Origin of the sequence: Haloferax sp. Atlit-109R (assembly GCF_003665865.1) — an archaeon.
In the GTDB taxonomy this organism is placed as follows: Archaea; Halobacteriota; Halobacteria; order Halobacteriales; family Haloferacaceae; genus Haloferax; species Haloferax volcanii.
Map to the genome: position 1 here is coordinate 111052 of NZ_QPLO01000003.1, position 25299 is coordinate 136350.

The window sequence follows — 25299 nt, forward strand, 5'->3', positions numbered from 1 at the left end:
TTCACCACCACCGTTCGAAGGGCTCGTACTCCTCTCCGGTCAGCAGATGCTTTTTGAGTTTGTACGCTTCGAGCCGCATCAGGTACTGATAGCTCACTTTGCGGTTGAGCTTCGGATGCTCGACGGTTCGTTCGAGCGTCTCCTCGAACGCTTTCGTGTACGTCTTTCGACCGCCTTCGTTGAGGAGACAGGACCCGAGTTCGGACTCGAAATCGCTCGCAGTAATCTGATTTCTGTTGATGAGTCGAAACAGCACGCGATCAGCGAGGACGGGTTTGAACAGGTCGGCGAGATCAAGCGAGAGCGAGTAGCGACGCTCGCCGGGTTCGTGGAGATAGCTAATCGATGGGTCGAGCGCGGTCGCGCGAATCGCCGAGACGCAGTTGGCGTAGACGAGCGCATTGCCGAACGAAATCAGGCTGTTGACTTCGTTCGGCGGCGGGTTGTATTCGCGGCGTTCCAATCGGAACTCTTCGGGGAGAATCTGATTGAAACTCCGGTAGTACGCCTTTCTGGCAGTCGCTTCCACGCCCATGAGTTCGTCAATCGGACGCGTCTGGTCGACGCGCGCCGACGCGGCGTCCAAATCGTCAATCTCAGTCTCTAACCCTCGATTCCGGTTGTTGTAGTATACGACGTTCGTCCGCATATTGTGGATGCTTGCCGAGACCATTGCCGCCGCGAGCCGCCGCCTGTGGTCGGTATCCTCGTACGCACGGACCTGCTCGACGACCGTTCGACCGGAGGTTTGCCCGCGCTTCGGCATCACCGAGCCCGCGTAGTAATCCTCCCAGCCGAAGACGTGGAGTGCGACCGTGCGCTGATTGAGAAACGACATCAGTCGGGTGTTGAAGTCGATTTGTCCGTGCAAGAAGAACGCCTCCGCGTTCTCTATCGGGACGTACTTCTTGTCGCCGGTTTCGGTGACGAGCCTGAGCGTGTCGTCGCTTCGTTCGAGTCGACCGTCGGAGAATACGTGATAGTTCCTGTCCATTGTCAACACCAGCAGAAGTCGTGGTACGCACACGACTCGCAGAAGGGCTTTCGCTCGGCGGGCGGCGGCGAAGGTCGGCGTACGAGTTCGTGAATCGCACGAATCGACGACTCGACTTTTTTCGCTCGTTCTTCCGTGAGCTCAACCGACTGCCGGCGGCGCTCTCGCGGGTGGGCGAGGACGCCATCACGACGAACGCCGGCGACTCTGTCGAGATACCACAGGTAGTACGACAGTTGCATTTCGGCGGGCTCGGTGAGCGCCGACGAGGGTTTGACTTCGACGACTCGGCCGTCGTCGAGCAAGTCCAGTGAGATCATTCCGAGGCGGAGGCTCTCCCGTTTTTCGTCGTACGCGGTCTCGTCGACCCGAGTTCCTCTCACGACGGTCGCGTTCTCGCGGTCGATTTCGAGACTCCGGCTTTCGAACCAGAGCTCCCGCTCGCAGACGTAGTAGTACTGCATCATCACTCCGGTGACGCGAAACGGCTCGTCGACGGGCGCCCCCCGTGCGGTCGCGAGTAGCCGGTCGACCGGATCGCTCGTCGTCATAATATCCGGTTGTCGACGCTACTCTCTGCAACCAGTCCGGTCGTCGAATCGAAGTAACTGTCGTGCCGGACGTCTCTCGTGTCGATCCACCGCGTTTCAGTGTCTTCGTGAATACGCGCTAAGCCGCTGAGTGCCTGTGCCTCTTCCGAATCGCTCCGATATATCGGAATCGACACGGTCGCTTCCTTTAGACTATCCATAAGTTGGCGTCCCCGCTCGAACTCGTAGTCCCGCCACGCGACTCTGGCGGCTTCGACTCGTTTTCGTTCAGTGGCGGTCCGACAGACGACGACCTCCACGCTCCGCCGTTGTTCGATCAGCGACAACTCCCCGAGTTCGTCCGCTCTCGCCTCGTTCACGCACTCGACGTACGCGTCTTTGCCGACGTTCTTCTCGTCGTGGAGTCGACGGTAGTACTCTTCGACGGCCGTTTTCGAAACCGCCGCTTCCGGAATCGTGCCTTCGCCCCCACCGATATCGTCGAGCGTCTCGGTCGCAACGGGGAGTAGCGCCGTTCCTCGGTTGTACACCGCTTCCGACGGCGTCTTCGTCTGTTCGTCGGGCGCTTCGAGCCACCAGACGACGACGCGACCGCGGTCCCTCTCGAACGAACGGTTGCAACGTCCGGCGGCCTGGACGATGCTATCTATCGGTGCGAGGTCTCGGTAGACGCGGTCGAAACTGATGTCGACGCCGGCTTCGACGAGCTGGGTCGAAACCACGACGAGCGAGCAACTTCGTTCGGTGAGCAGTTTCGCGGTCTCGATGAGCCGAAGCCGGTCGACCGGACGTAATCGAGTGGAGAGGTGGAGGACTGGCTGCCCTCCGGCGTCGGCGACTCGCTCTGCGACTGTCGTCACCTCTGTGTCCGTACTATCTCGGTCGGTGCTTTCGAGCACGTCGGCGTAGACCGACCCGACTGATATCGCGTCTGAGAGGCTCTCGGTGACGTGCGCCGTCAGCGCTTGTGCACTGTCGATAGTGTTGCAAATCGCGAGCACCGACTCTGTTTCACCAGCCTCGTCGCTGTTGGTTCCATTGGCTTCGGCAGTCTCGTCGACTATCGCACTTGCCGCCTCGGTATACGATTTCGGTTCTTCCCGTGATTCGATATACCGAGTCGTTGAGTCGTCAAGCTCGTATTGGACGCGTTCCGTCGCCTCGAAGTACGTCTCGGGTTCGGAGACCAGTTCAGTCGCGTCGTCGAACAACTGCGGTTGCGTGGCGGTCATGGCGATAACCGTTGCATTGTACTGCTCAGTGAGCATTCTCACGAGCCGCGGAACCAACTTCCACCAGTCCAACGGGAGGCTCTGCGGTTCGTCCAACACGACGACGCTGTCCCGGAGTGCCGGGAGCTTCATCGACTGCCTGTTGGCCGGTCCGGCGAGGCTTTCGAGCAGTTGGACGAACGTCGTCACCGTCATTCCGGCGCGCCAACTTTCGGCCAGCATCCCGGCGACATCGTCGTTCGCGTCCGCTTCGTCGGCGCTCTCGTCGCTTTCATCGACGATTGTCGCCTCCGAGAGATGATGATGCGCGGTCAGCAACCGCCCGGTCGTATCGACTTGATATATCCCTTCGACTTCGGCGACGACTTGGTCGATGATGCTCGTAAACGGGAGCGCGTAAACCACGCGCCTCCCACCGACTCGGTCGCGAACGCTGAGAGCCGCTGACAGGCCGGTGAGCGTCTTTCCCATCCCGGTCGGAAGCGTGATCGTCGCGACCCCACCGTCGGTGTCGGCGAACGATTCGACATTCGACAGGACCGACGTCCTCGCTTTCGCTCGGAGGAAATTCAATCGCTCGCTCCGGTTTCCGTCTCGGTCGGCGTCGGCGTCGGCGGTTCGCTCTATCGACTCGATGTACTCGTCGAGCCGCTCGAACGTTGGCTTCTCTGCGTCGTAGGTTCCCGCGGACGCGTCGGAACCGCTCGCGGCCGCCGCGGCGCTCGTCTTATCTGCGAGGACCAGCGACCCCCAACACTCCAACACAAGCCCGTAACAGCGCTCTGAGAGCGTTTCACGGTTAATCGTCGTTGCGCTCGACCCCGTCGATCTTTTGACTTCCGTCAGGAGTTCCCTGAACGACCCTCGGAACGACGACCACGACCCCTCCCCGTCGGTCGCGCTCTGAAACACCTCTCGGGCGAGTTCCGGCGCGTGCTCGTCGATGTCTTTGAGCTGCTTCGCAATCGCCGCCTGCTGCAGCTCGGCACTGTTTTGGCTCCCCCGCGAAACGTTCTCGCGGCGGTTCGCCCGACTGAAGACGTACGCCGCAACGTCGGGGAGCCGACCGTGGTGTTTTGCGACCGCGACGAAGCCGGCGAGGCAGGTCTCCGAGTCGAAATTCTGGGCGCTGAGCGCGTAGTACGCGGCGAACGAGCCGAGCGGCGCGTGGTAGCGGTACTGCTCGTATCTCGGTTCGCTCGACCGTAACAGGTAGTCCTGAAAGTACGTCGTCGCCTTTCCGAAGTCGTGCACGTATGCGAGCGTTTCGACGACCGCCCGGAGCGGTTCTCCGGCCGGCGTCTTCGCGTCGGCCGGAATGACGTATCTGACACGCTCGGCGACGTCTCCGAGATGGTCGACCAGCGGAACGCCGTCGTGAACGTCGTTCGGCGGGTGAGAGTACCGCTCCGGCATCAGACGAACACCACGTTCCGGCCGTCGACCTCGACGCTGTCGACACCGTCGATGACCAGCGGTTCCGCGTCAGGGTTGTACGCGTACGTCGTGAACTCCGTCGTCGTTCGGCCACCGGCGTCCGCTTGCATAAACGCGGGCGATTCTTCCACCTGGCACCGCGTCCCTTCCCGCAGCACGATGTCGTCCACCGCGTTCGGAACGGCGGAGTCTACTTCGACTCGGCCGGCTTCGGAGCCTGACTCGATATCGAACTCGCCGTGATAGTCGATTTCTGCGAGGTGTTCCGACAGACCGAGGCTCGGAACGTAGTGTGACTTCCCGGCTTCCAGTAGCTCTCGAAGCTCCCTGTACCGTTCTGTTTCTGCGAGCCACACGTCGACCCGGTAAGCGGGTTCGACGAGCACCTCGTAGTTGTGTTGTTGGCGGAGCGCCGTCGGATTCGGTAGCTTCACGCTGATCTTCCCGTGACCGTTGAGCGACTGTAAGTTCCCGCTCGCGGTCGACAGCGTGTTCATCGGCATATTGAGCGTTCGAACCGCTCGAACTGGCTCGATTGCAATCTCCGACGAATCGGGCGCGAACAGGTCGTAGTAACCGTCGCGTTCGATTCCGAGCACGGCCGCGAGCAGTCCGGCCACTGTCGTCCGCGGGATGATGCGGTACGTCTGCTTGACGACGTTTCCCTCGACCCGCCGGAAGTGCCCCCACGGACCGCTGACAGTGAACGACAGACAGCGGTCCGGACGCCCGCCGTCGTCACCGACCCACTCGTCCAACGATTCCTGTTCCATCTTATGCGGCGTCGCCGGTCGGAAGCGTCTCGGTGTGTTCCTCGTAGACGTCGACGACCTCGACGGCGTCGTCGCCCACGGCCTCGCGAAGCGCCCCGTACAGGAGTTCGGAACTCCCCACGTCTCCGTCGTACGAGATGTCGAGGATGTCGCTCGCGACGATTCGAATCCGGCTAATCCGGGCACTCGCGCCCGCCAGTCGGTCGACGAATCCGTCGATTTCGAGGGTGAGGTCCCGAACCGTCCGGAGTTCCTCGTCCGGCTTTGAACGGTCGTCGTCGAGAACGAGGTCCCTGTCGAGACCGCCGAGGTGGAAACTCTCGTCGGCGTACTCGACGCGGCAGTAGAGCCGCGGTTCCTGACCGACTTTACTTCGGCTTATGGTCTGATTCTTGATGGCCCGCCAACAGAGCGTGTCGAGTCGCTCGACGTCGCCGACGGTGAGGTTCGTGTCGGCGGCACCGTGTTCGTCGACGAGTCCGTGGAACCGGATGAGTCCGTACTGTATTCGGTGGTCGTCGAGGTCGAACCCTCCTTGCTGTTTGTTGTCCTGCGTGGCGATAACGCTCGTGAGGCTGTCGTACTCCTCGTTTTCGCTGACAGCGTGTACTGATTTCCCCGGCGAGAACTGGACGGGGCCGGTGAAGTGGTCGGGGAGGTGCTTTGCGTACACGTCGTCGGTATCGACAGACATCGTCGCGCCGAAGTATCGAACGTCGACGCTGTTGTCGAGGAACTCGCCGAACACGTCGTTTCGGAACCGCTCTGCCTCGTCGCTATCGTCGAGGTCGTATTCGTCCGGTTCGACTTCTTTGAGGCGGTCTTCGAGGAGTTCGCCCCGCGTGTACTGGTTCCCCTCGCGCTGGACGTTCCTGATGTAGACGCCGTGGCCGTCGTCGTCCAACTGGTCGCGGAGGTAGCGCTTCAGCCGAACGTCGGTGACGATGGCCTGCTGAGTCTGCGGGTCGATTCGAGGTCGATTAGAACCGCTGAGGGGATTCCCGTTCGGATTCGCGTCGACCGCGTCGTACAGGAATACGATTTCCGAGCGATTCGTGACGGCGTCGTTCGTGTCTGACATCTTAGTGTTCCTCGTCGGTGGTTCGTTTGTCGCTCGCGTCGCTGTTCTGTTGGTTCCAGTCCGGATGGTCGTTCATGCCGTAGGTCACGCCGAGGGCGTAGTAGAAGCGGAGATCGTCGGTGTCGATCTCCCAGTCGTCGGGGTCGGGGTCGAGAACCGTCTCTCGGAGTCGTTCGACGATGTGTTCGGCTTTCGTCCCCGGGTAGCTCTTTCCTTTCTTCTTTTCTTGGCGCGTGTAGGTCAGGGTCTTGGCGACGGTCTCCTGCGTGACTTTCTTGATTCGCGCTCGCGTGATCGATTTGACCGGGTACTGGTCGACGAGCGTCGTGGACCGGTCCTCGGAGTACTCCTGGTAACTTCCGATGTCTCCGACGAGTGCACCGAGAAGGAACGCTCCCCGGCGCTCGCTGGTCACGGAGTCTTCCTCGTCGTCGTGCGCCGGTGAGAGCGCGGGCGTGTCGGTGATGAACGATTCGAGTTTCTGTTCGGCGGGGTGACCCCCGTCGGCGATAAGGATTTCGTCTAGTGTTGGCATCGTCAATCTCCCGTAGGTCGGTTCGCGGGTAATCTGGCTTTTCGCGGGGTCGTTCGTCTTCAACAGCTCGAGTTCGCCATCGGCGAGCGCACAGAGCTGTGCAAACTGGCTGGCGACCAGAAACGACGGAAACCCCTCGAAGTCGTCGTCTGACTCCCCGTCGATGATTCGGGCGACGTACTCTTCGAGCAGCACTTCGACGGCTATCGCGTCCCCGCTCAGTACGCTCACGAGCGCTTCGATTCGCGGGTCGTCCGCGTCCGCTTCGGCGTCGTCCCGCTCTGCGAACGTCTGATAGAAGTACCACCCCGTCGAAACCGCGTGGAGTTGCTCGTCGTTCACCGACAGCAGCCCCCACTTGTCGTTTTTCGGGAGTGGTGCCGTCCAGTCGGTGTCCGAGTTGAACGCGGACGCGTCTCGGACGAATCGATTGTGGGTGAACGCGAGTTCTTTCGGATAGTGTAAGCGGCCGTTTAGCGTTTCGCCGAAGACGTCGTACCTGGACATCTGGTGTGGCATGACCGCCGAGACGTAGAACCGGAGCCTCGTATCGGCGTCGTCGAGTTCTCGTTCCTTCATGTACGCCTGCTCGATTGGTGTCACGTCACCGCCGTCTTCGACTGCACTACACAGCATCTCGTAGAGGCGATACACTCGCTCTGGCGTCAGCCGTCCGAAGAAATACGGCAGATAGTACACTTTCGCACCGAACGTCCGATACGTACACGCCTCGACGAACGCCTCGGCGTTCATCACCGTCACTGCGGCGTCCTCCGAGATTGGGTGGGCACGCCACGCGTTTTCGATATCCAGCCCCGGGAACTTTTCGAGTTGCTTGCCAAGGAAGTAGTTCTGTGGATCTTCTGCGGTTCCAACCGTTCGGGAGGGTCGCCCGGTTACGATATCGGTCGCGTCTCCCGACGAGTCGTCGGCCTTGTTCTTCGTGACGAGTTTCGATAGTTTGCGTTGGCGCATCGCCTCGTTGAACGCGGCGATGTCGCCGGGCCATCGATAGTCGCCATCTCGTTCGGTCTTTACTTGGACCGTCAACAGCGCGGTTGCAGATTCGCCGCCTAACGCCCGAACGACCGCTTCTTCGATGGCTTCGAGCGCAGCGTCCCGTGTTCCAAGCTCAGCGAGACGGTCGATAACCCAGCCGTCCGGGTGTTCACTGGCAGCAGTCGCGACGACGTCGTCGGTCGCCCATTTCGTGAGCCGTTCTTTGGCGTATCGCGCGAGCTTTTCGGGGTCGCTGTTTCGCCCGGCTTGGTGGGTGATACTGTGGTCGATTCCGCGCGCAGCCGGGTATTTTGAGTGTCCTACCTGTTGAATCAGGTCTTCCGTGTACCGCGTCACCAGTACTGGCCCACGGGCATCGTCGGCTAGCTGTGGTTCGTCTCCCGAGATATCGACGCGAACGACGATGAGACTGTCGTCCGTGTCTACGAGGTCCCGTGCCGCATCCGGTGTGAGATACGGGGCGTACTCTCCGCCACCCGTCGTGGCGAGCGTGTAGAGTTTCCCGTAGAGGTACTGCAAATCGCGGAGCGAGCCGACCGGTGAATCCGGGAGGTCGTCGACCAACTCGTCTTCTGGATATCGGTCGCGAAACTCGCTAGGCGAAAGCATCGCGCTCCTCTCCCATCGTCTCACCCGGACGAGTTCGCTCTGCAACGTTCATGAATCCGAGTCCGAGCGAGTTCCGCTCTCCCAGTCCGCAGTCGAGCGCGAGGTTCAGATGTCTTCGGTGGTCGTCGTCTCGAACGGTGTACTCGAACTTCCACTTGCTCAGGACGTAGGTCATCTCTTGTCCCTCGGTCACGGTCAATGGAAGCGCGAAGGTCTTCAATAGCTCGTAGCCGTCGAACAACTCGCCCGAGACCTCGCTCGGCCCGGGGAGATGGTCGTGAACGAACCGGTCGTGTTTCTGGTCGAGGTTCGCCTCCAACTGCTCTCGAAGCGGGGCCGTGGTGTGTTCCGGCCGCCAGAACGTCGCAGTATCGCCACCGGGATGGTCGATTCCGTACTCGTCGCACCGCCACGGCGGGATTCGAACGAGGAGTCCGGTCCCGGTTTCGAGCGTCCCCCTGGTCCCTGGCTCGCCCACGTCGGGTTCGAGGGATGTTACCTCGTCGACGTGAAACGGCATCTCACCGACGTTGAACTCTCGGTCGTCGAGCAGATTCGCCGCCACGTTTGCGAGTAGTTCCTCGTCGGGCGACGCGACCAGTAACTTCCGGTCGTCACCTTCCCGCATATCTCGAGGCGGAAACGGATTCGAGTAAGCGAACCCCGGCGGCTCGCCGGAATCGTGTCGTTCTCCGTAGGCCGTCCCATCGAGCGCGTTCCAGATTCGCCCGCGAATCTTGTGATGGTAATCGTTCTGATACGCAGCATCGGAACGCGCTGATAAGTGTGCCATGATTCGCACGTTATCCGATACCTCCTTCTCTACTCATTGTGTTGTACTCGTGATTGTTTGCTCCTCGACATAAAATTATGCCCGTAGTTTGACGGGTCGCGACTCACTGAAGTTCGTCTGAAACATCTGGGTGACCATCCCTGTTGGATGGTTATCTCTGCTTCAATCTCTTTTGAGTTCAACGGATACCAGTCTCTCGCATGAGACTGTATTGATTGCCATAACCGGGGCTGTAATAGAGCTTCCGTCGGAATGGTAGCCAAACCCCTGGTCATGGTATTAAGTCGTCACTTACGAAGTCGATATCGTGGTTTCTGAGCCCACATCGTCTTCGAATTACATCGACTTGGTTTCCCCTTGTAGTGTGGGTTTAACTTGACCTGTTCAATGATCCCATCTTCGTAGAGTTGGTCAAGAAGCTCAGCTATCTCGCTAGTAGGAAGGTGCGGGACACATTGGAGTCGCTCGACAGTAACTCCGTCTGAACCACTTGTCGCACCCAACTCTCGAAGCGTGCTAATTAGTTTATGACTGAGTTGTAACTGGTCATTGGTGACACACACCTTACCTCGTTTTGTATGTGTTGTTTGGTTCATCGTTGTTGCGGAGGGGGCTACCTAGCAACCAAACAGATAAGACTCACGAGGGGCAACGAGCAACTGCCTGCTCGTGCAGCCCTGAGTCAAACTACTGGTTGCCGGGTTGGTTTACACGTCCGGTGGAACTGGTATTCTGGCCGGGCGTGTCAACAGCGCCCTCTTTAACCTATACTACCCCACTCACTTATATCTATGCACATCTGTGTATCCTATCTATATCCGAACTCAAAATCCCGGTTATCTCTGAAGTAATCTAAGTTCTATACAGGATTGTGTATTGTTGGTCTTTAACAGCGGTTGGTCCCATGCAAATATTTGAGTGATTCTACTGACGAACCGCTTCAGTTTCTCTACACAACGGCTTCTGCTGAACCTCGCCACTGAGAAGCACGGCCGTCCACTCGGGCTCACTTCAACCTCACAAGGGTTCGTCTGAAACGATGTAGCAATGAATGTTCAGACCAATGTGAGGTTGAGCTTCAATCCCACAAGGGTTCGTCTGAAACTGCCACAGGGCTTCCTTCCAGTTGTTCGGCATGTTGCTTCAATCCCACAAGGGTTCGTCTGAAACCGCCCAAACCGTCGTCCACCGTCGCTTTCGGCGTGCTGCTTCAATCCCACAAGGGTTCGTCTGAAACGCTCCTCGCGATGGAGGCGCTCGGTAGGGATACGACAGCTTCAATCCCACAAGGGTTCGTCTGAAACCTCGTTCGGAACGAGTTGACCGGCGTTTTGCGATTTGCTTCAATCCCACAAGGGTTCGTCTGAAACGTCGAGTCCGACGACCTCCGCGAGTAGGTCGTTTGGCTTCAATCCCACAAGGGTTCGTCTGAAACTCGATGTTCTCCGAGGCCTTCGCCATCCAGCAGTCGCTTCAATCCCACAAGGGTTCGTCTGAAACCGGTCGCCACCGTCACCGGAACCCCGGTCACGAACTCGCTTCAATCCCACAAGGGTTCGTCTGAAACTCTGGCCCCGAACTCCATCCAGAATACGCGACGTTTGCTTCAATCCCACAAGGGTTCGTCTGAAACTGCCGGGCGTTGGAGGATATCCCCTTCACACTCGAAGCTTCAATCCCACAAGGGTTCGTCTGAAACGTTTATCCAGCATTGCAAGCCAAACGGCTACTGCGTCCGCTTCAATCCCACAAGGGTTCGTCTGAAACGATTTCCTCCACGATTACCTCCGGTTCGACTGGCCGCTTCAATCCCACAAGGGTTCGTCTGAAACTCGGCACAACGGTCACAACGCGCGTCCGAATGAGTCGAGCTTCAATCCCACAAGGGTTCGTCTGAAACCCTCAAGCCGACGGCTGACACGCTTGTCGCTAGTAGCTTCAATCCCACAAGGGTTCGTCTGAAACCACGTGGTTCACGCTCGACGGGGTGGTCGAAGTCCGCTTCAATCCCACAAGGGTTCGTCTGAAACACGTGGACGACGACACCCTTCGGCGAGTTGCTCCAGGCTTCAATCCCACAAGGGTTCGTCTGAAACGGTACACGAGGGTACTGTGGTGGGCGTGTACGGGAGCTTCAATCCCACAAGGGTTCGTCTGAAACCTGGGCACGGCATCCACGGAGACCCCCCAAACGACGGCTTCAATCCCACAAGGGTTCGTCTGAAACTGCCCTGAGTGCGCGAGACAGCACGACGGGAAGCCTGCTTCAATCCCACAAGGGTTCGTCTGAAACTGTCTAGAACTAGCCGACTTCGGTATCAGTATCTTCGCTTCAATCCCACAAGGGTTCGTCTGAAACCACCTGCGCAATTCGAGACGGCGATACATATATTCGCTTCAATCCCACAAGGGTTCGTCTGAAACCGTCTGAAACCGTCCCGAAATCACGGGCGTAACGTCGCGTACGAACCGAATTCAAAAGAACGTTTCCGTCGACCCTCAGTAGTCCTCGCTTCCCCGGGGGGTCGACGGAAACGAATCGCAGTTCCACACGACTGGACAGTCCATCGAGTGGTTCGAGTAACTCAGTCGGCCGGTTGCGGCGCGTCTTCGGCTTCCGCCGCACCGACGGGACCTTCCTCGACGCCGCGACCTTCGCGGTCGATGTATTTGCGGACCCAGAGCTCGCCGGTGATGATGCCGGAGATGGCGCTCATGTGTTCGGCTTCGCCCGTGCGCTCCTCGCGCTGGAGGCGGCGAATCTCGTCGGCGTCGAAGTACGGGCGCTCGCACGCCGAGTCGAGCAGGTCGTCGATGCGCTCGCGGAGCGCGCGGTTCGTCCGGTACCAGTCGCCGATAGTGGAGCGGCCGCCGTAGGTGTGGACGTCGCCGACGAGGCGCTCGCGGATGCGGTCGACGGAGGTGCCGACGACGAAGCCGGCGGCGTGTTGCCACATCGGGCGCGCCGGCGGCACTTTCGTCCGTTCGTAGGGGATGGCCGCGAGTCGGCTGTCGAGGCGGCGGACCAGTTCGACCTTCGGGTAGGCCGTTCCGGCGGGAATCTTCCCGTTGGTGAGTGGAATCGAGCCGACGCGGTGCGACAGCGGCATCCGCGTCACGGCCCGGAGGAACTCGGTGTCGCTGAACGGGACTCGGGTGCCGGCCTGGCTCTCGGCGATGGGGTTGCTGGCGAAGTCGCACCGCGGGAAGTAGTTGCGGTAGTAGCAGTCCATCGCGGTGCTGAAGAGGTCCGGCTGGTCGCTCTTGCGAACCTCCTCGCGGTAGGTCGTCATCGGGTCGAACTCCGTCCGCAGGAGCCGGCGGGCGTCGTCCACGTCGATGCGGTGTTTCGCGCGGTAGAGCGCCGCCTCGGGCGACTTGCTCCCCTCGACGGCGGCCCGGCCGATGCCGTCGCCCATCATCCCGCCCTGTCCGCAGCCCTCGATGAGCACGTCGGGCATGTCCTCGATGTTGAACACGTTCGCGAGGTTGACGAACGTGGAGAGACCGACCATCCCGCTGGTCAGTTGGACCGATTTGTCGAGCGAGTCGACGAGGGCGTCGGACTCGACCGGCACGCGCCGGTTTTCGAGGCCGAGCACCGCAGAAACCTTCGCGGCGAGTTCGAGATTGCTCCCGTTCGCGGGGTTCGAGTCGTAGGTGTAGGTCGTGAGGTCGTGGTAGCGGCTGAGCTCCCCGGCCATCGAGCGACTGTCGAGGCCGCCGGAGAGCCACAGGCCGATATCGCCGTCTATCGTGTCGGCCATGTCGGCGATGACCTCGCGGTAGGCCTCGGTGAGGTCGTCGAGGTAGGAGTCGTCGGGGCTCTGTTCGAACGTGTGGTGCCAGTAGGAGTCGAGCTCGGGCCCCGCGTCGGCCCGGTAGTCGAGGACGGTCCCCGAGGGGAGGAACTTCACGCCCTGCACGAGCGTCTTGTCGCCCCAGACGTGCCCAATCATGAGGAGGTCGCTGATGGCGCGTTCGTCGACCTGCGGGTCGTCGAGGAGGGTCGTCAGCGCGCCGACTTCGGTCCCGAAGGCGAACGGCTCGCCCGCGACGTAGAAACACTGTCGCGTCCCGAGTTTGTCGCTGGCGAGCACGACGCGCTCCGCGTCGCCGTCGACGGCGACGACGAGGAACGAGCCGTCGAGTTCGGGCAGCAGGGCGTGTGGGTCCTCGAACAGTCGGGCGAACAGCCCGTCTACGTCGAGTTCGAGTTCGTCGAGGTTCGTCACCGCGCCGTATATCGCTCCCACGCGCGGGCCGTCTTCCCAGACGGTACAGCCCTCGGGGTCTCTCGCGCCGTGGTGGAGCACCGAGACGCCGAAGCGGCCGGTCGACCGCGCCGCCGACTCGTACCAGTCTTCGTGGTGGAGTTCGGCCGCGCAGGCGTCGAGCGTCGCCGCGTCGAGCGCGCCGCCGACGAAGCCGGTCATCGACGGCCCTCGCGTTCGGTTCGCTCGGCGGTCTGCGGCGTGACTGCTGTGAGTGACATCGTTGCCCGATATCCGCGTGCGTCGGGTTTTGTTATCACGCACCTATACGGCCGCGTGGCGGTGTCGAACGCCGCCGAACCGAACGGTAGCCCGGCTTCATGGGGCCTCTGTGCCGGCCGGACCCTCGGCGTTCGCTCGTTCGGCGCGCGACGCCCGATGAAAACACCGGGAAGAACGCCTATAACGCCGCCTGAGTCGATTACACGCTCAATAACAAACTACGCGACTCGCGTTCTCTCACGGGATGACGCAACGTGATTCGCGGCTCACGAGAACGCTCCTCCTCGTCGGATTTCTCGCGATAGCCGTCGGTATCCTCGTCGCTCGCGCGTCGCCGGCGCGCGCGTACGAAGTTTCAATCTACCAGTCGACGCCGGCGGCGTTCTGGGTCGGCGTGGCGGTGGCGGTGTTGACCGCGCTGGTCGTCGTCGTTCGCGCCCCGAACAGTCGGTTCGCGGCCGGCGGGGTGGCGCTGGCGGCGCTCGCGATAGCCGCGGTCTCCGCCCTCCCGCTCGTCCGAGCGTACCACTTCTACGGGTTCAACGACTCGCTGACGCACCTCGGCTGGGCGAAGTCGCTCGTCTCCGAGACGCTGACGCCGCTGGACATCGTCTACCCGAGCGGCCACGTCTCGGCGGGGATGGTCAGCGCCGCCCTCGGCGTCGAACTCACTACCGCGATGATGCTGGTGGTGTTTTTCGTCTCGGCCGTCTACCTCGTGTTCGTCCCGCTTCTGGTCTCGCTCGTCGTTTCCGACCGCCGGGCGGTCCTCGTCGCCGTGTTCTCGGCGCTGTTGTTCCTGCCGGTGAACCTCAACGGCTTCAAGCTCATGTTCTTCCCGTACTCGATGGCGTCGTTCCTCGGCTTGGTGCTTCTGTACCTCTTCTTCAAACACCAGTTCTCCGGGACCGACGCCGTCGAGAGCCGGTGGCGCGGCCACGTCACGCCCGTCTCCGTCCTGTTCGCGGTCGGGACGGTCGCGCTGGTGTCGTACCATCTGCAAGTCGCCGTCAACTATCTCGTGTTGTTCGCCGTCGCCGCGGGCATCCAGCTCGTCCAGCGCTGGCGGACCCCGGACGCCGTCGCTGAACAGCGTCCGGTGTACGGCCTGACGCTCGTCTTCGCCGCGGCGTTCGTCTACTGGCTGACGCAGTACACGGTCGGCTTTTCGACCGGCGGCCTGTTCGTCGAAGGGGTGCTCGGCATCCTCTCGGGAAGTTCCGAGGCCGGGACGGCCATCTCCCAGCGCACCGGCTCCGTCACGGCCGTCGGCGGCGGTATCTTCGATGTGTTCGTGAAGCTGTTCCTCGTGAACGCGGTGTACGCCCTGATGACTCTCGGTGTCTTCCTCGGCGTCCTGTTCGGGCGGTTCTCGCGGCTGTCGGCTCAGGGCCGGTCGGTCCTGCGGACGCTGACGTTCGGCCTCGTCGTGTTGGTGCCGTACTTCTTCGCGCACCTCCTCGGCGTCATCTCGGAGACGAACTTCTTCTTCCGACACGTCGGCTTCGCGATGATTCTCTCGACCGTCGTCGGGAGCGTCGGGCTGTTCTACGCCTTCGAGTGGCTCTCGGGGACGGAGTACTGGTCGAAGTACGGGGCGGCGGTCAGGACGGGCGCGCCCGTCGCGTCGGCGCTCGTCATCGGGCTCACGCTCATGGTGATGTTCCCGTCGCCGTACATCTACCTGCCGTCGAACCACGTCCCCGCCCAGCAGATCGGAGCGTACGACACCGCGTTCGGGATGTCGGACGAGGATATTCGGTACGTGGGCATCCGCGGGAACCCCGACCGCTTCGTCGATGCGCTCCCCGACAGCCCCACGCCGGCGCTCGGTTTCACGACGCCGGACGAGGCACTCACCGACCTGCCGAGCTACTACGACGGCCCGCGATATCTGATGGTCTCGAAGACCGATCACGACCGCGAGGTGGTCGCGTACCGCGAACTCCGCTACTCCGCGGCGAACCTCACCGCGGTCCAGAATCAGCCGAACGTGAACCGCGTCATGTCGAACGGCGCGGCCGACCTCTACTACGTGTCCGGGTAGCGACACCGAGTCCGAGTTTTCGTTTTTCGCCGCCGTAGCTGCTGCCGTCGATTTCGCCGCTCCGGCCGGTGCCGCCGCTGTCTCTTCCGTTCGGTTGCTCGCCCGCTTCGACCCGCGGGTCAGAAAAACGAGGGGAGGTGTCGACGCCCCACCGGCTCAGAACGGCGGGTTGTAGTCCTCGTACTCCTCCATCTGGTCCATCTCGTCGGTCTTCGACGGCATCACGGCGGCCCGCGGGCCGCTGGCCTGTCGCACGGTCACTTCGGAGACGTCGTCGACCTCGGTGGCGATGCGCTGTTTGATGGCCTTCATCGTCATCGGCGCGATGCCGCATCCGGAGCACGCCCCGCCGATTGCGATGGTGACCTCGCCCGTCTCGTCGTCCACGTCTTCGATTTCGAAGTGCCCGCCGTGTTCCTGAATCTGCGGGACGTTGTTGCTCAGGTAGTTCCGGGTTCGTCGCTCGAGTGATTGCGCGCTCATATTACAGGTGAACGTACGGCTTTATTTGTAATAAATCTGGTCTATTAGGGGTGCCTAAATTCGGGGGATATAGGGCTTACAGCGCAGTTTTAGGCGACACGAACCTTCTATAATCTGATTCTTATCATTTTTCGCGTGGCCTAAAACTCCGCGACTTTCGACTTCCGCTTCGACTCCGGGAGCCCCCACACTCGTCGGCATCCGTGGGCGTTGTCGTCCGGTCGCCCACCATCTCGATTCCCTCGGTCGCCGTCACTCGCCGTCGGGCCGTCGGGTCCGTCGTCCCGTCAAACAGCGCCTAATTCCCGCGGCCGCGGGAGCCCCGGCCCCCGCGGAGTCCAGTAGCGAGTCAATAATTAATCGCCTCGTGAGCCGATGTGTAGCCGAGTGTTACCGTTCGTGAATACGCCGGGTCGTCGTCGAAGCGGCGGCCCGAGAGGTGCCTTCGATGAGAGATAGGATACGCTCGGTCGTCCGGACGATTCGCCGCCGGTTCGTTCCCGGCGACGACGACGGCGACCTCGCAGAGCGGACGGTAAAAAGCGGGATGTGGGTGTCGGCGATGAACGTCCTCGACCGGGTGCTGAAGGTCGTGATGTTCATCGTCCTCGCGCGACTGCTCGGCCCCGAGGCCATCGGGCTGATGGGCATCGCGCTGCTCACCATCTCGGCGCTTCTGAGCCTGACGAACCTCGGCATCGACGCCGCGCTCATCCAGCGCGTCGACGACGACGTGGACGACTACCTGAACACGACGTTCACGCTCGAACTCCTCCGCGGCCTGCTGATGAGTTCGATTCTCTACCTCGCCGCGCCGTCGCTCGCCTCGCTGTTCGGCGAACCCGCGGCGCGGGACCTCATCCGCGCCATCGCGCTGGTCCCGATTTTCCTCGCGCTGCGGAACCCCGCGATGGTCTACTTCAAGAAGGACCTCGCGTTTCACAAGGAGTTCGCCTACCGGGTCAGCGGCACGACCGCCTACGTCGTGGTCGCGCTCGGCTACGCCGCGGTCAGCCCGACGGTCTGGGCGCTCATCTTCGGCTACCTCGCGGACGCGGGCGTCCGGTCGGTCGCGACCTACTTCCTGCACCCCTACCGCCCGCGTCCCGCGCTGAACCGCGCGTACGCCGCCGAACTCATCGGCTACGGGAAGTGGGTCACGGGGTCGTCCATCGTCGAGTTCCTCTACGGGCAGGGCGACGACGCGGTCGTCGGCTGGCTCCTGACCGCGACCTCGCTCGGTTACTACCAGCTCGCCTACCGCATCTCCAACGCGCCAGCGACCGAAATCGCCGTCGTCGTCTCCAGCGTGATGTTCTCGACGTACTCGAAGCTCCAAGAGGACCAGCGCGCCCTCCGCGAGGCGTTCTTCAGCACCTTCCGACTCACGGCGTTCGTCGCCCTGCCGATGTCGGTCGGCATCTACCTCGTCGCGCCCGCCTTCGTCGGCGCGTTCCTCGGTGCGGACTGGCTGCCGATGGTGCTCGCCATGCAGATTCTCGTCGCCTACGGGCTCTTTCGGACGCTCTTCGCGACGTTCAACCCCGTCTGGCGCGCCGTCGGCCGCCCCGACGTACAGACCAAACTCGGCTTCCTCAGGGTCGCCCTGCTCGCCGTCGCCATCGTTCCCGCGACGAGCGCCTACGGCATCGAGGGGACCGCCCTCGCGGTCACGGGCATCCTCGCGTTCCCGATGGTCCCCCTCTACGCGCGCGAGATGAAACGCACCCTCGACACGACCTACCGACGGTTCCTCCGGGAGCTTTCGTACCCCGTCGCGGCCAGCGGCGCGATGGCGCTGGCGGTCCTCGCGGCGCAGAACCGCGTCGGGTCGCCGCTCGTCGAGTTCGCGCTCCTCGTCGCCATCGGCGTCGTCGCCTACGTCGTCAGCGCCGCGTCGCTCATGACGCTCTTCGACTGGCGGGTCAAACAGAACCTCCGGGAACTCGTCTCCGTGATGTCGAAGTGAGGGAGGCGTTCGGCCGATTTGACGCCCCGGCGAGTGGTCGATTCGACTGACTCTCATTGCTAGCTGAAGCTTCGACGTGAATCAAACCTATCAGAACACAGTCAGAAAATGTGGGTGCGGTGAAACGAACGCCCTCGCAAGGTTCGGTGGGAGCGTAATTACCAGTTCATAGATTGATTATCCGACGAGCAGAGACGTTTTACGGGCCAAAGCGGACTCGACACAGGCTACCGATTCGCCCCGTATTGTCCCGATTAAGCGGTTGTTTCACGGGCTCAAATCGCCGCGATATTAGTATTTAGTTGATGCTTATCTGGATGAATATAAGGTGTGTCTTTGATATACAACCGGTAACTAACTGGCCTCCATCCGAAGCAATCCCGCAAGTAATCGTAGCTAATCAGATTATACCCTGCAATAATGATTATCACCTTAACGAGGGCTTTCCTGAGATATGGTACGACTAACCGATGGAGACGACGACGAATCCGCCGCGGATTCGGACTCCATCCTCGAATCGCAACTCAACAGGCGGAACTACCTCAAACTCGGTGCGATGGCCGCATCGACTGCCCTCTCTGCCGGCGTCGCGTCGGCTGCGTCTGGACCAGAGGAGCGCTTCGGTATCCAATGGGACCGCGTCGTCAACGCGGTGGACGACCTTGGAATGGACCCCAACGGAAACGAACCGATAGACGACCAACTCGATTCCGCGTACGAGAGCGGGACGCTCATCGAATTCCCTCCGGGTGAGTATCTCGCCACCGAGACGCAGTACTGGAACGACGACGTCTCACGCTTCGGGATGGTCGGCACCGGTAGCTCTCACAAGGACGTGCAGTTCGTCTTCCCGTCGGGCAACAACGGCGAGAAGTACCGGTTCCTCGAAATCACGAGCGGGGACCACCACGTCCTGAAGAACTTCTCCATCCAGCAGACCGACGACGACACCACCACGGCGGACATCTGGATGATAAACGACGACGGCGGCCTCATCGAAGACGTCGAGTGGCTCGGCCGCACCCCCACCGACAACAACGCTCGCCGCCAGCTCCTCGCGTACGATTGTTCCTCCGTCGACGGCGTCAACGTCGCCCGCCGCGTCTACATGCGCGAGGGTGCCGAGCTTCCGGGCTACCCCGACGGCGTCGCGGGCATCCGCGTGCAGGGCGGCTCTGTCGGCGAAATTCGCCTCGTGGACTGCCACATCGAACAGCGCGGGTCGTCGTCGTTCCGCGCGACCCACACCCGCGGCGTCCTCCGCGTCGAGGGCGGCCTGTTCAAGAACAACGACAACACCAACATGCGCATCTCCGCGGGCGACCACCCCGAAAAGACCTCGTGGATCAAGGGCGCGACCGTCATCATGGACGCGGACAACCTCAACGAGCACGCCCGCGACGGCGACAGCCTCGACAGCCCCGAGGGGCTCCGCATCGACTCCACCGGCAACGGGTACGCGGGCGTTCTCATCGAGGACTGCGACTTCATCTTCAAGTCTTGCCCCACCTCGCGCGGCATCGTCTCGTCGCCGACGTGGGCCGGCCACGGCGGCTTCACCCTGCGCAACTGCCGCATCCAGAACGACACGTCGGTCCAGACGATTCACGCCGACTCCGTCGACACCGACACCGCGGACAAACCGTGGGGCGTGAACCTCGAAAACGTCTCCATCACGGGCAGCACGCGGTCTCAGCCCGCCGGCGCGGCGGTCTGCATCGACAACGACCGCAACGGCTCGACCGTCCAGAACAGCTGTATCCACTTCCCGAACGGCGACGTGGACGGCGTCCTCGTCAACGACGCCACGAACTGCGAAATCGTGGACTCGAACATCAACGTCTCCGGGCAGGCGACGGTGTTCAGCGGGGCCGACGTGGACACGAGCAACATCACGAGCGGCGATTCCTGTCCGCTCCCGAGCGCCGATGGCAGTACCGGCGGCGACTCGTCGACGACGGACGACTCGACGGATTCGACGACGGACGACAGCACGGCCGAGCCCCTCCCGAACGAGATTCGACTCGTCGGCACGGGCACGACGACCCAGTACGAGTTCACGGTGACGGACTCGCTCCAGGCGTCGGGCGACACCATCGAGGAGTGGGACGACATCGAAAGCGGCACCGCGACCGGCTGGATTACGACCGACGGCGTCGAGGACGCCTACACGTTCTCCGGCGACATCGACTCGTTTTCGTTCCTCGAAGGCGAGTCCGAGATTTACGTCAACGGCGAGCAGGTGTCCGAGAGTACCGTCACGGGCGCGACGACCGACGACTCCACCGATTCGAACACGGACGGGTCGACGGATTCGACCGACGACTCGACGACCGACTCCACCGACCTCTCGCACGAACTGCGCCTCGTCGGTACGGGCACGCAGACCCAGTACGAGTTCACCGTCAGCGACGCGCTCGAAGCCTCGGGCGACACTATCGAGACGTGGGACACCATCGACGGCACCTCCGCCAGCGGGTGGATTACGACCGCGGGCGTCGAGGACACGTTCAACTTCGCTGGAAGCGTCACCTCCTTCGGCTTCGTCGAGGGCGAGGCCGAGATTTACGTCGACGGCGAGCAGGTGACCGAGAGTACCGTCACGGACGCCGTGACGGACTCGGGCACTGACGGTTCGACCGACTCGGGCACGGACGGGTCGACGGATTCGACCGACGACACCACCGACAGTCAGAACGAACTGCGCCTCGTCGGCACCGGTGCCGAGACGCAGTACGAGGTCACCGTCAGCGGCACGCTCGAAGCCTCGGGCGACACCATCGAACAGTGGGACGACGTGTCCGAAAGCTCCGCGACGGGCTGGGTGACCACCGAGGGCGTCGAGGACGTGTACGCCTTCACGGGTACGATTACGTCGCTGTCGTTCCTCGAAGGCGAGGCCGAGGTCTACGTCAACGGCACGCGGGTCGACCCCGCCGTGTTCTCCCTGCCGAACACCCTCGTCGTCGAGGGCGACGGCACGGAGACGACGTACGACTTCATGGTCTCCGGCGACATCCTGAACGACCCGCTCGTCGGGCCGACGGAGAGCGACGACAGCCTCACCAACGGCAAGGCGAAGGGGTCGGTCACGGACGGTATCGACGCCTTCCGGTTCTCGGGCGACATCACGAAGATGAACCTGGCCGGCGACGCGGCGCTGACGTTCGAAGACAACGACGGCTGAGGCGACGCAGGAAAACGACACGACGGCACAGCACGGACACAGAAACTACGCGCGGCGCGCCGCTCGCGCGGTGACGCCGCAGACGACAGAGGCACCCACGTTCGCATTCCGACGCGGTTTTTTCGATGCTCTACTCGACGACCGAACGACCGCCAGCTTCGCCGGGGCCGACGCGCCGCGGGCGAGCTCGCGTTACGCGTCGTCGCCCGCGTCGTCCGCGCCGCCGGCGGTCGGCTCTTCGGTCACGGTGACCCAGACGTACGCCGAGCGGTACGCCGTCTCGGTGCTCGGCTCCGCCGGCGCGTCGCCCTCGTACAGGAAGTAGGTGAGCCGGAGGTCCTCGCCGGTCAGCGCCGGGGCGAAGTTGTGGCGGGTCCGCCACGTCTCGCCGTCTTCGACGGTCTCCGTCCGCGACCCGAGGACTTGCCGCTCGACGACCGTCACCTCGCCGTTCGCTCGCTCGACTCGCTGGAGTTCGGCCACGAGCGTGTAGCTCGTCGCCTCGCCCTCGACGTTCTCGACGGAGACGAACAGGGAGGTCTGCTCGCCGACCGTCAGCGCTTCGGGGTAGTCGGCGGCGACGAACTCGCCCCCGGCGTCCTGCGTGAGAAGCGACAGGCTCGAATACGACTCGCCCGTCCCCGGCGCGACGAGCGCGTAGCCCAGACTCGCGCCGGCCACGATGACCGCGAAAGCGAGCGCGACGTTCAGAAACGAGTCCACCCGCGAGGGCTGGTCGAACGACCGAACCACGTCGGCGTACCAGCGGCGAATCGGAACGCGGAACCGCTCTGCTTCGGGGAGTCGCTGCCGCCGGGCTTCACCGACCGCGAGACCGACGACGATGACCGCCGCCAGAGCGAGGAGGACGGGCGCGGTGTCCAACCCGACGCCGGTCCAGAGGAGCGTCAGCCCGACGACCGGCAGCAGCGCGACGCTCATTCCGAAGGCGAGCGCGAGGCGCTCCGCGAGGCTGAGGTTGGGCTGCCACTCGAACCGACCGAACGACGGTCCCTCGGTGGGCGCGTCCGACGACCCGGCGGGCGCGTCCGACGACCCGGCGGGGAACAGCGCGAGCAACAGCGCGTATCCGGGGAGAAACAGCAGTACGGGGAGCCCGACGAGGGCTTGGACGGTCGGAACGACGCCGAGCGCCGCGACGAGGCTACTCGCAACGACGATGACCAGCGCGAAGGGCACGTCCAGCGAGAGTTCGCCGAGCGCCCGGTTTAACCGTCTTTTGCTGTGTGATGTGGACCCCATTACTGGATAGATGACGCGACTAGGCTGTTGTTATTGAGCGCCTCACGCCCCCGATTTCGGCGGTACGAGGTGACTAACCCCCGATTACCTCGTGGTCTGCGACACCGTCGGTCTCGCTCTCGCTGTCTCCTCGTCGGTCGCTCTCGTCGTCGCCGCCGACGCGAGACGACTGCGAGTCGCTCGGCTCGTCCCGCTTGAACGACGCGGACGGTGCCGCCGCGATTCGAAGCGGTTCGTTCGCGCGGCTGTCGAGGAGCATCGCGCCGCCCAGGGACGCAACCCCCCCGATGACCCCGGCGAGGGTCGCTCGCCCCGCACCGTCGCGGTCCTTCGACGCGACGCCGCCGACCAGTCGGAGCACGCCGGCGAGGACGCCCACGACGCCGAGCGCGTAGAGGACCGCCACCGGGTGAACGCCGCCGTCGAGGTACCGAACCCGGAGCCGCCAGAGGAAGTCTCTGAGCAGGAGGAACGACAGTCCGGGGACGAACGTCGAGTACCTGATGCCGCTTTCCTCGTCGCCGTAGCGGGCGCGCATCGGCACGGTCGCGACGCGTTTTCCCGCGATGTTCAGGTTCACGAGCAGGTCGTTCAGGAAGCCGTACTGGTCGTACAGCCGGTCGAACTCCAACTCCGAGAGCGCGTCCGCCGAGACGGCCGTGTAGCCGTTCTGCGGGTCGCGGATGTGCCAGTAGCCGCTGGCGATGCGGGTCAGCCCGGACAACAGGAGGTTGCCGAACAGCCGCCACGGGGGCATCCCCCGGCGGGTGTCCCGAGCCGCGAGCCGGTCACCGACGGCGTAGTCGGCGTCCCCGTCGACGACGGGGTCGATGATGGCGGGCATGATGTCCGGGTCCATCTGGCCGTCGCCGTCCATCACGACGATAACGTCCATGCCGTCGGCGAGCGCGCGCTCGTAGCCGGTCTTGACGGCCGCGCCGCGCCCGCGGTTGACCGCGTGTCGAATCGGGACGACGCGCCGGTCGAGAGGCGCGCCGCCGTCGGCCGCGGCGACGACGGGCGCGGCCTCCCGTTCGTTCTCGCGCGCGGCGTGCCGCCGAATCACCTCCCACGTCCCGTCGGTCGAGCGGTCGTCGACGACGTAGGCGCGGTCGACGAACGCGGGGAGCGTGTCGATGACGCCGCCGACGAACCGCGCCTCGTCGTACGCGGGGACGACGACGCCCACGGCGTTACCGCGATACATCGTCCCTCGCGTGGGTCCGCTGTGGTGAACGCCGCGCGGCCGCCGGCCCACCGCGTCGGGGGCGTCGTCCCCGCGGCGACGAATCGAGCTGGAGAGTGCGTAGGAACATCGATACTTCGACCCGCAGATTGGGCGGTTCGGGTCTTTGTTAGTCGTCAGCAACACGTACGTAAACGCGAATTTCAGGCGTTTCAGACGGTTTGTGCGGGTGTCTAACGTTCTTCGAAACGTGACTGACTACCTTCGAATCAAGTTATTCGAGACTGTCATGAAAATCGGTATGTCGCCCGCAGGGCCGGCGTGCCGGGCGGGGTTCCGTTCCGAGCGAGTCGCCGCGTCAGACGGCGTCTCGGACCGACTCCCAGTAGCTCGACGCCGTGACCACGTCCAGCCCGAGTTCGTCCACGTAGTCCATCGTCTCGGCGAACGCCGCCGGGCTGACGGAGCGCCCCTTCCCGGTCACGTCGTGGTACATGAGCACCGCGAGTTGGTCGTACTGGGCGGCGAAATCGAGCGCCTGCTTCGCCTTCTTCACGTCGTCGCCGTCGGTCCGGCCGACGATTTGCGGGTCGGATATCGCGCCGGTCGGCCCGCCGACCGTCACGAAACCGAGGTAGTGGTAGTCGCTCGCGGCGTCGAGCGCCGACTCGTCGTACCGGCCGTACGGCCAGATGATGAAGTCGGCCCCGCGCTCGAACCCGTTTTCGACGAGCCACGCCTTCGACTCCCTGATGCTCGCGCGCTGGTCGACCGGCGAGAGGTCGCGGAACGAGTCCGACCGCTGGGGGTGGCTCACCATGTCCCAACCGGCGTCGACCATCTCGTCCATCCCGTCCCGGGGGATGCGGTGGCTCGACCCCACGGTCCACGGGATGACGCCGACGACGCCGGGAAAGCCGTGGGACTCCAGTATCGGGTACGCCGTGTCGTACTGGCTCCGGGTGTTGTCGTCGAACGTAATCATCACCTTACCCGCGTCGGCCCGGGGTTTGGCCCGGAGCGAGTCGACGTAGAACCGCGCCGCCGTGCCGCCGCCGGTGTACAGTTGGATGCTTATCTCGGTGACGTCCGTCAGGTCCGGCGACCCGGTGACGCGCCGCGGCCCGAGGTCGAGGCGCTGCCAGCCCGCCCGCCAGATGTGCCGGCCGAGAAGCAGCGTGTTGTCGTAGTCGGGCGCGGCGAGGCGAACCGTGATGCCCTCGGTGTCGGGCGTTTCGAGGTTGACCGCCAGCGAGAGGTCCGCCCCGGAGAGGTCGATACCGCCGTCGAACGTCCGGTAAATCCACACCCGTTCGTCGGCCGGCGTCGCCTCGAGCCGGAGCGACTGAGACCCGCAGTAGACGACGTCCTCCTCGACGGCGAACCGCCCCGCGAACGTCTCCCACCGGCGCTCGTCCTCGAAGTCGTCGACGAGCCATCCGGCGTCTCTGAACCGCTCGCGGCTGTTGAACGCGACCGCAAGCGGGTCCCCCGGCGCGTCGACGCTCGGGTCGTCGTAGCTGAAGCGTGGGGTCGGAACTGGCGGCACGCTGGTCGCGGTCGCCTCGGGCGTTCCGGCCGGTTCTCCACCCCTCGCGACACAGCCGCTGAGCACGGCGGCGCCCAGTCCGAGGTATGAACGC

General features: G+C 63.1%; 15 protein-coding genes and 1 CRISPR repeat array. Of the genes, 3 read left to right on the top strand and 12 right to left on the bottom strand.

The window, feature by feature from the left end:
• Nucleotide 1 precedes the first annotated feature (1 nt).
• The 8 genes from cas1b to DVK03_RS16885 form a co-directional block, all read right to left on the bottom strand.
• Complete coding sequence (gene cas1b / locus DVK03_RS16850; protein ID WP_006601036.1) at nt 2-994, bottom strand: type I-B CRISPR-associated endonuclease Cas1b; 993 nt, start codon at nt 992-994, stop codon at nt 2-4.
• Nucleotides 995-996: 2 nt separating this feature from the next.
• Complete coding sequence (gene cas4 / locus DVK03_RS16855) at nt 997-1545, bottom strand: CRISPR-associated protein Cas4 (protein ID WP_115803826.1); 549 nt, start codon at nt 1543-1545, stop codon at nt 997-999.
• Nucleotides 1542-4193: a CRISPR-associated endonuclease Cas3'' gene (locus tag DVK03_RS16860; RefSeq protein WP_115803827.1), complete on the bottom strand. Its 2652-nt coding sequence runs from the start codon at nt 4191-4193 to the stop codon at nt 1542-1544. Before DVK03_RS16860 ends, cas4 begins: the two co-directional genes overlap by 4 nt.
• On the bottom strand, nt 4193-4987 hold the full coding sequence (gene cas5b, locus DVK03_RS16865; protein ID WP_115803828.1) for a type I-B CRISPR-associated protein Cas5b: 795 nt from the start codon (nt 4985-4987) through the stop codon (nt 4193-4195). Before cas5b ends, DVK03_RS16860 begins: the two co-directional genes overlap by 1 nt.
• Before the next feature lies 1 nt (nt 4988).
• Nucleotides 4989-6068, bottom strand: a complete 1080-nt coding sequence (cas7b, locus tag DVK03_RS16870) for a type I-B CRISPR-associated protein Cas7/Csh2 (protein ID WP_115803829.1) — start codon at nt 6066-6068, stop codon at nt 4989-4991.
• Nucleotide 6069: 1 nt separating this feature from the next.
• Nucleotides 6070-8232 carry a type I-B CRISPR-associated protein Cas8b/Csh1 gene (cas8b, locus tag DVK03_RS16875; protein WP_115803830.1) on the bottom strand — a complete coding sequence of 721 codons (2163 nt, stop codon included), beginning with the start codon at nt 8230-8232 and terminating at the stop codon, nt 6070-6072.
• On the bottom strand, nt 8219-9025 hold the full coding sequence (gene cas6, locus DVK03_RS16880) for a CRISPR-associated endoribonuclease Cas6 (protein ID WP_115803831.1): 807 nt from the start codon (nt 9023-9025) through the stop codon (nt 8219-8221). The genes cas8b and cas6 overlap by 14 nt, the downstream gene beginning before the upstream one ends.
• A 1008-nt stretch (nt 9026-10033) precedes the next feature.
• Nucleotides 10034-11449: a CRISPR direct-repeat array (repeat unit 30 nt; unit sequence GCTTCAATCCCACAAGGGTTCGTCTGAAAC).
• Nucleotides 11450-11610: 161 nt separating this feature from the next.
• Nucleotides 11611-13461, bottom strand: a complete 1851-nt coding sequence (locus DVK03_RS16885) for an asparagine synthase-related protein (RefSeq protein WP_115803832.1) — start codon at nt 13459-13461, stop codon at nt 11611-11613.
• Nucleotides 13462-13765: 304 nt separating this feature from the next.
• On the opposite strand from DVK03_RS16885, the gene DVK03_RS16890 reads away from it, so the two are divergent.
• On the top strand, nt 13766-15568 hold the full coding sequence (locus DVK03_RS16890; protein WP_115803833.1) for a hypothetical protein: 1803 nt from the start codon (nt 13766-13768) through the stop codon (nt 15566-15568).
• 156 nt (nt 15569-15724) lie between these two features.
• Here the strand turns inward: DVK03_RS16890 and DVK03_RS16895 are convergent, their stop codons facing one another.
• Complete coding sequence (locus DVK03_RS16895) at nt 15725-16051, bottom strand: NifU family protein (RefSeq protein ID WP_004064658.1); 327 nt, start codon at nt 16049-16051, stop codon at nt 15725-15727.
• 448 nt (nt 16052-16499) lie between these two features.
• Here DVK03_RS16895 and DVK03_RS16900 point away from each other — a divergent pair, with 448 nt between their 5' ends.
• On the top strand, nt 16500-18020 hold the full coding sequence (locus tag DVK03_RS16900; RefSeq protein WP_004064657.1) for a lipopolysaccharide biosynthesis protein: 1521 nt from the start codon (nt 16500-16502) through the stop codon (nt 18018-18020).
• A 454-nt stretch (nt 18021-18474) separates the two neighbouring features.
• Entirely contained in the window at nt 18475-21207 is a 2733-nt protein-coding gene (locus tag DVK03_RS16905) for a hypothetical protein (protein ID WP_115803834.1), read from the top strand.
• A gap of 192 nt (nt 21208-21399) precedes the next feature.
• On the opposite strand, the gene DVK03_RS16910 is transcribed toward DVK03_RS16905, so the two are convergent.
• The 3 genes from DVK03_RS16910 to DVK03_RS16920 all read right to left on the bottom strand — a co-directional run bounded on the left by DVK03_RS16910 (nt 21400) and on the right by DVK03_RS16920 (nt 25271).
• Nucleotides 21400-22407, bottom strand: coding sequence for a DUF1616 domain-containing protein (locus DVK03_RS16910; RefSeq protein WP_199506018.1), 1008 nt, complete (start codon nt 22405-22407; stop codon nt 21400-21402).
• 136 nt (nt 22408-22543) lie between these two features.
• Nucleotides 22544-23677 carry a glycosyltransferase family 2 protein gene (locus DVK03_RS16915; RefSeq protein WP_115803836.1) on the bottom strand — a complete coding sequence of 378 codons (1134 nt, stop codon included), beginning with the start codon at nt 23675-23677 and terminating at the stop codon, nt 22544-22546.
• Nucleotides 23678-24014: 337 nt separating this feature from the next.
• Entirely contained in the window at nt 24015-25271 is a 1257-nt protein-coding gene (locus DVK03_RS16920) for a polysaccharide deacetylase family protein (RefSeq protein WP_115803837.1), read from the bottom strand.
• Nucleotides 25272-25299: the final 28 nt, after the last annotated feature.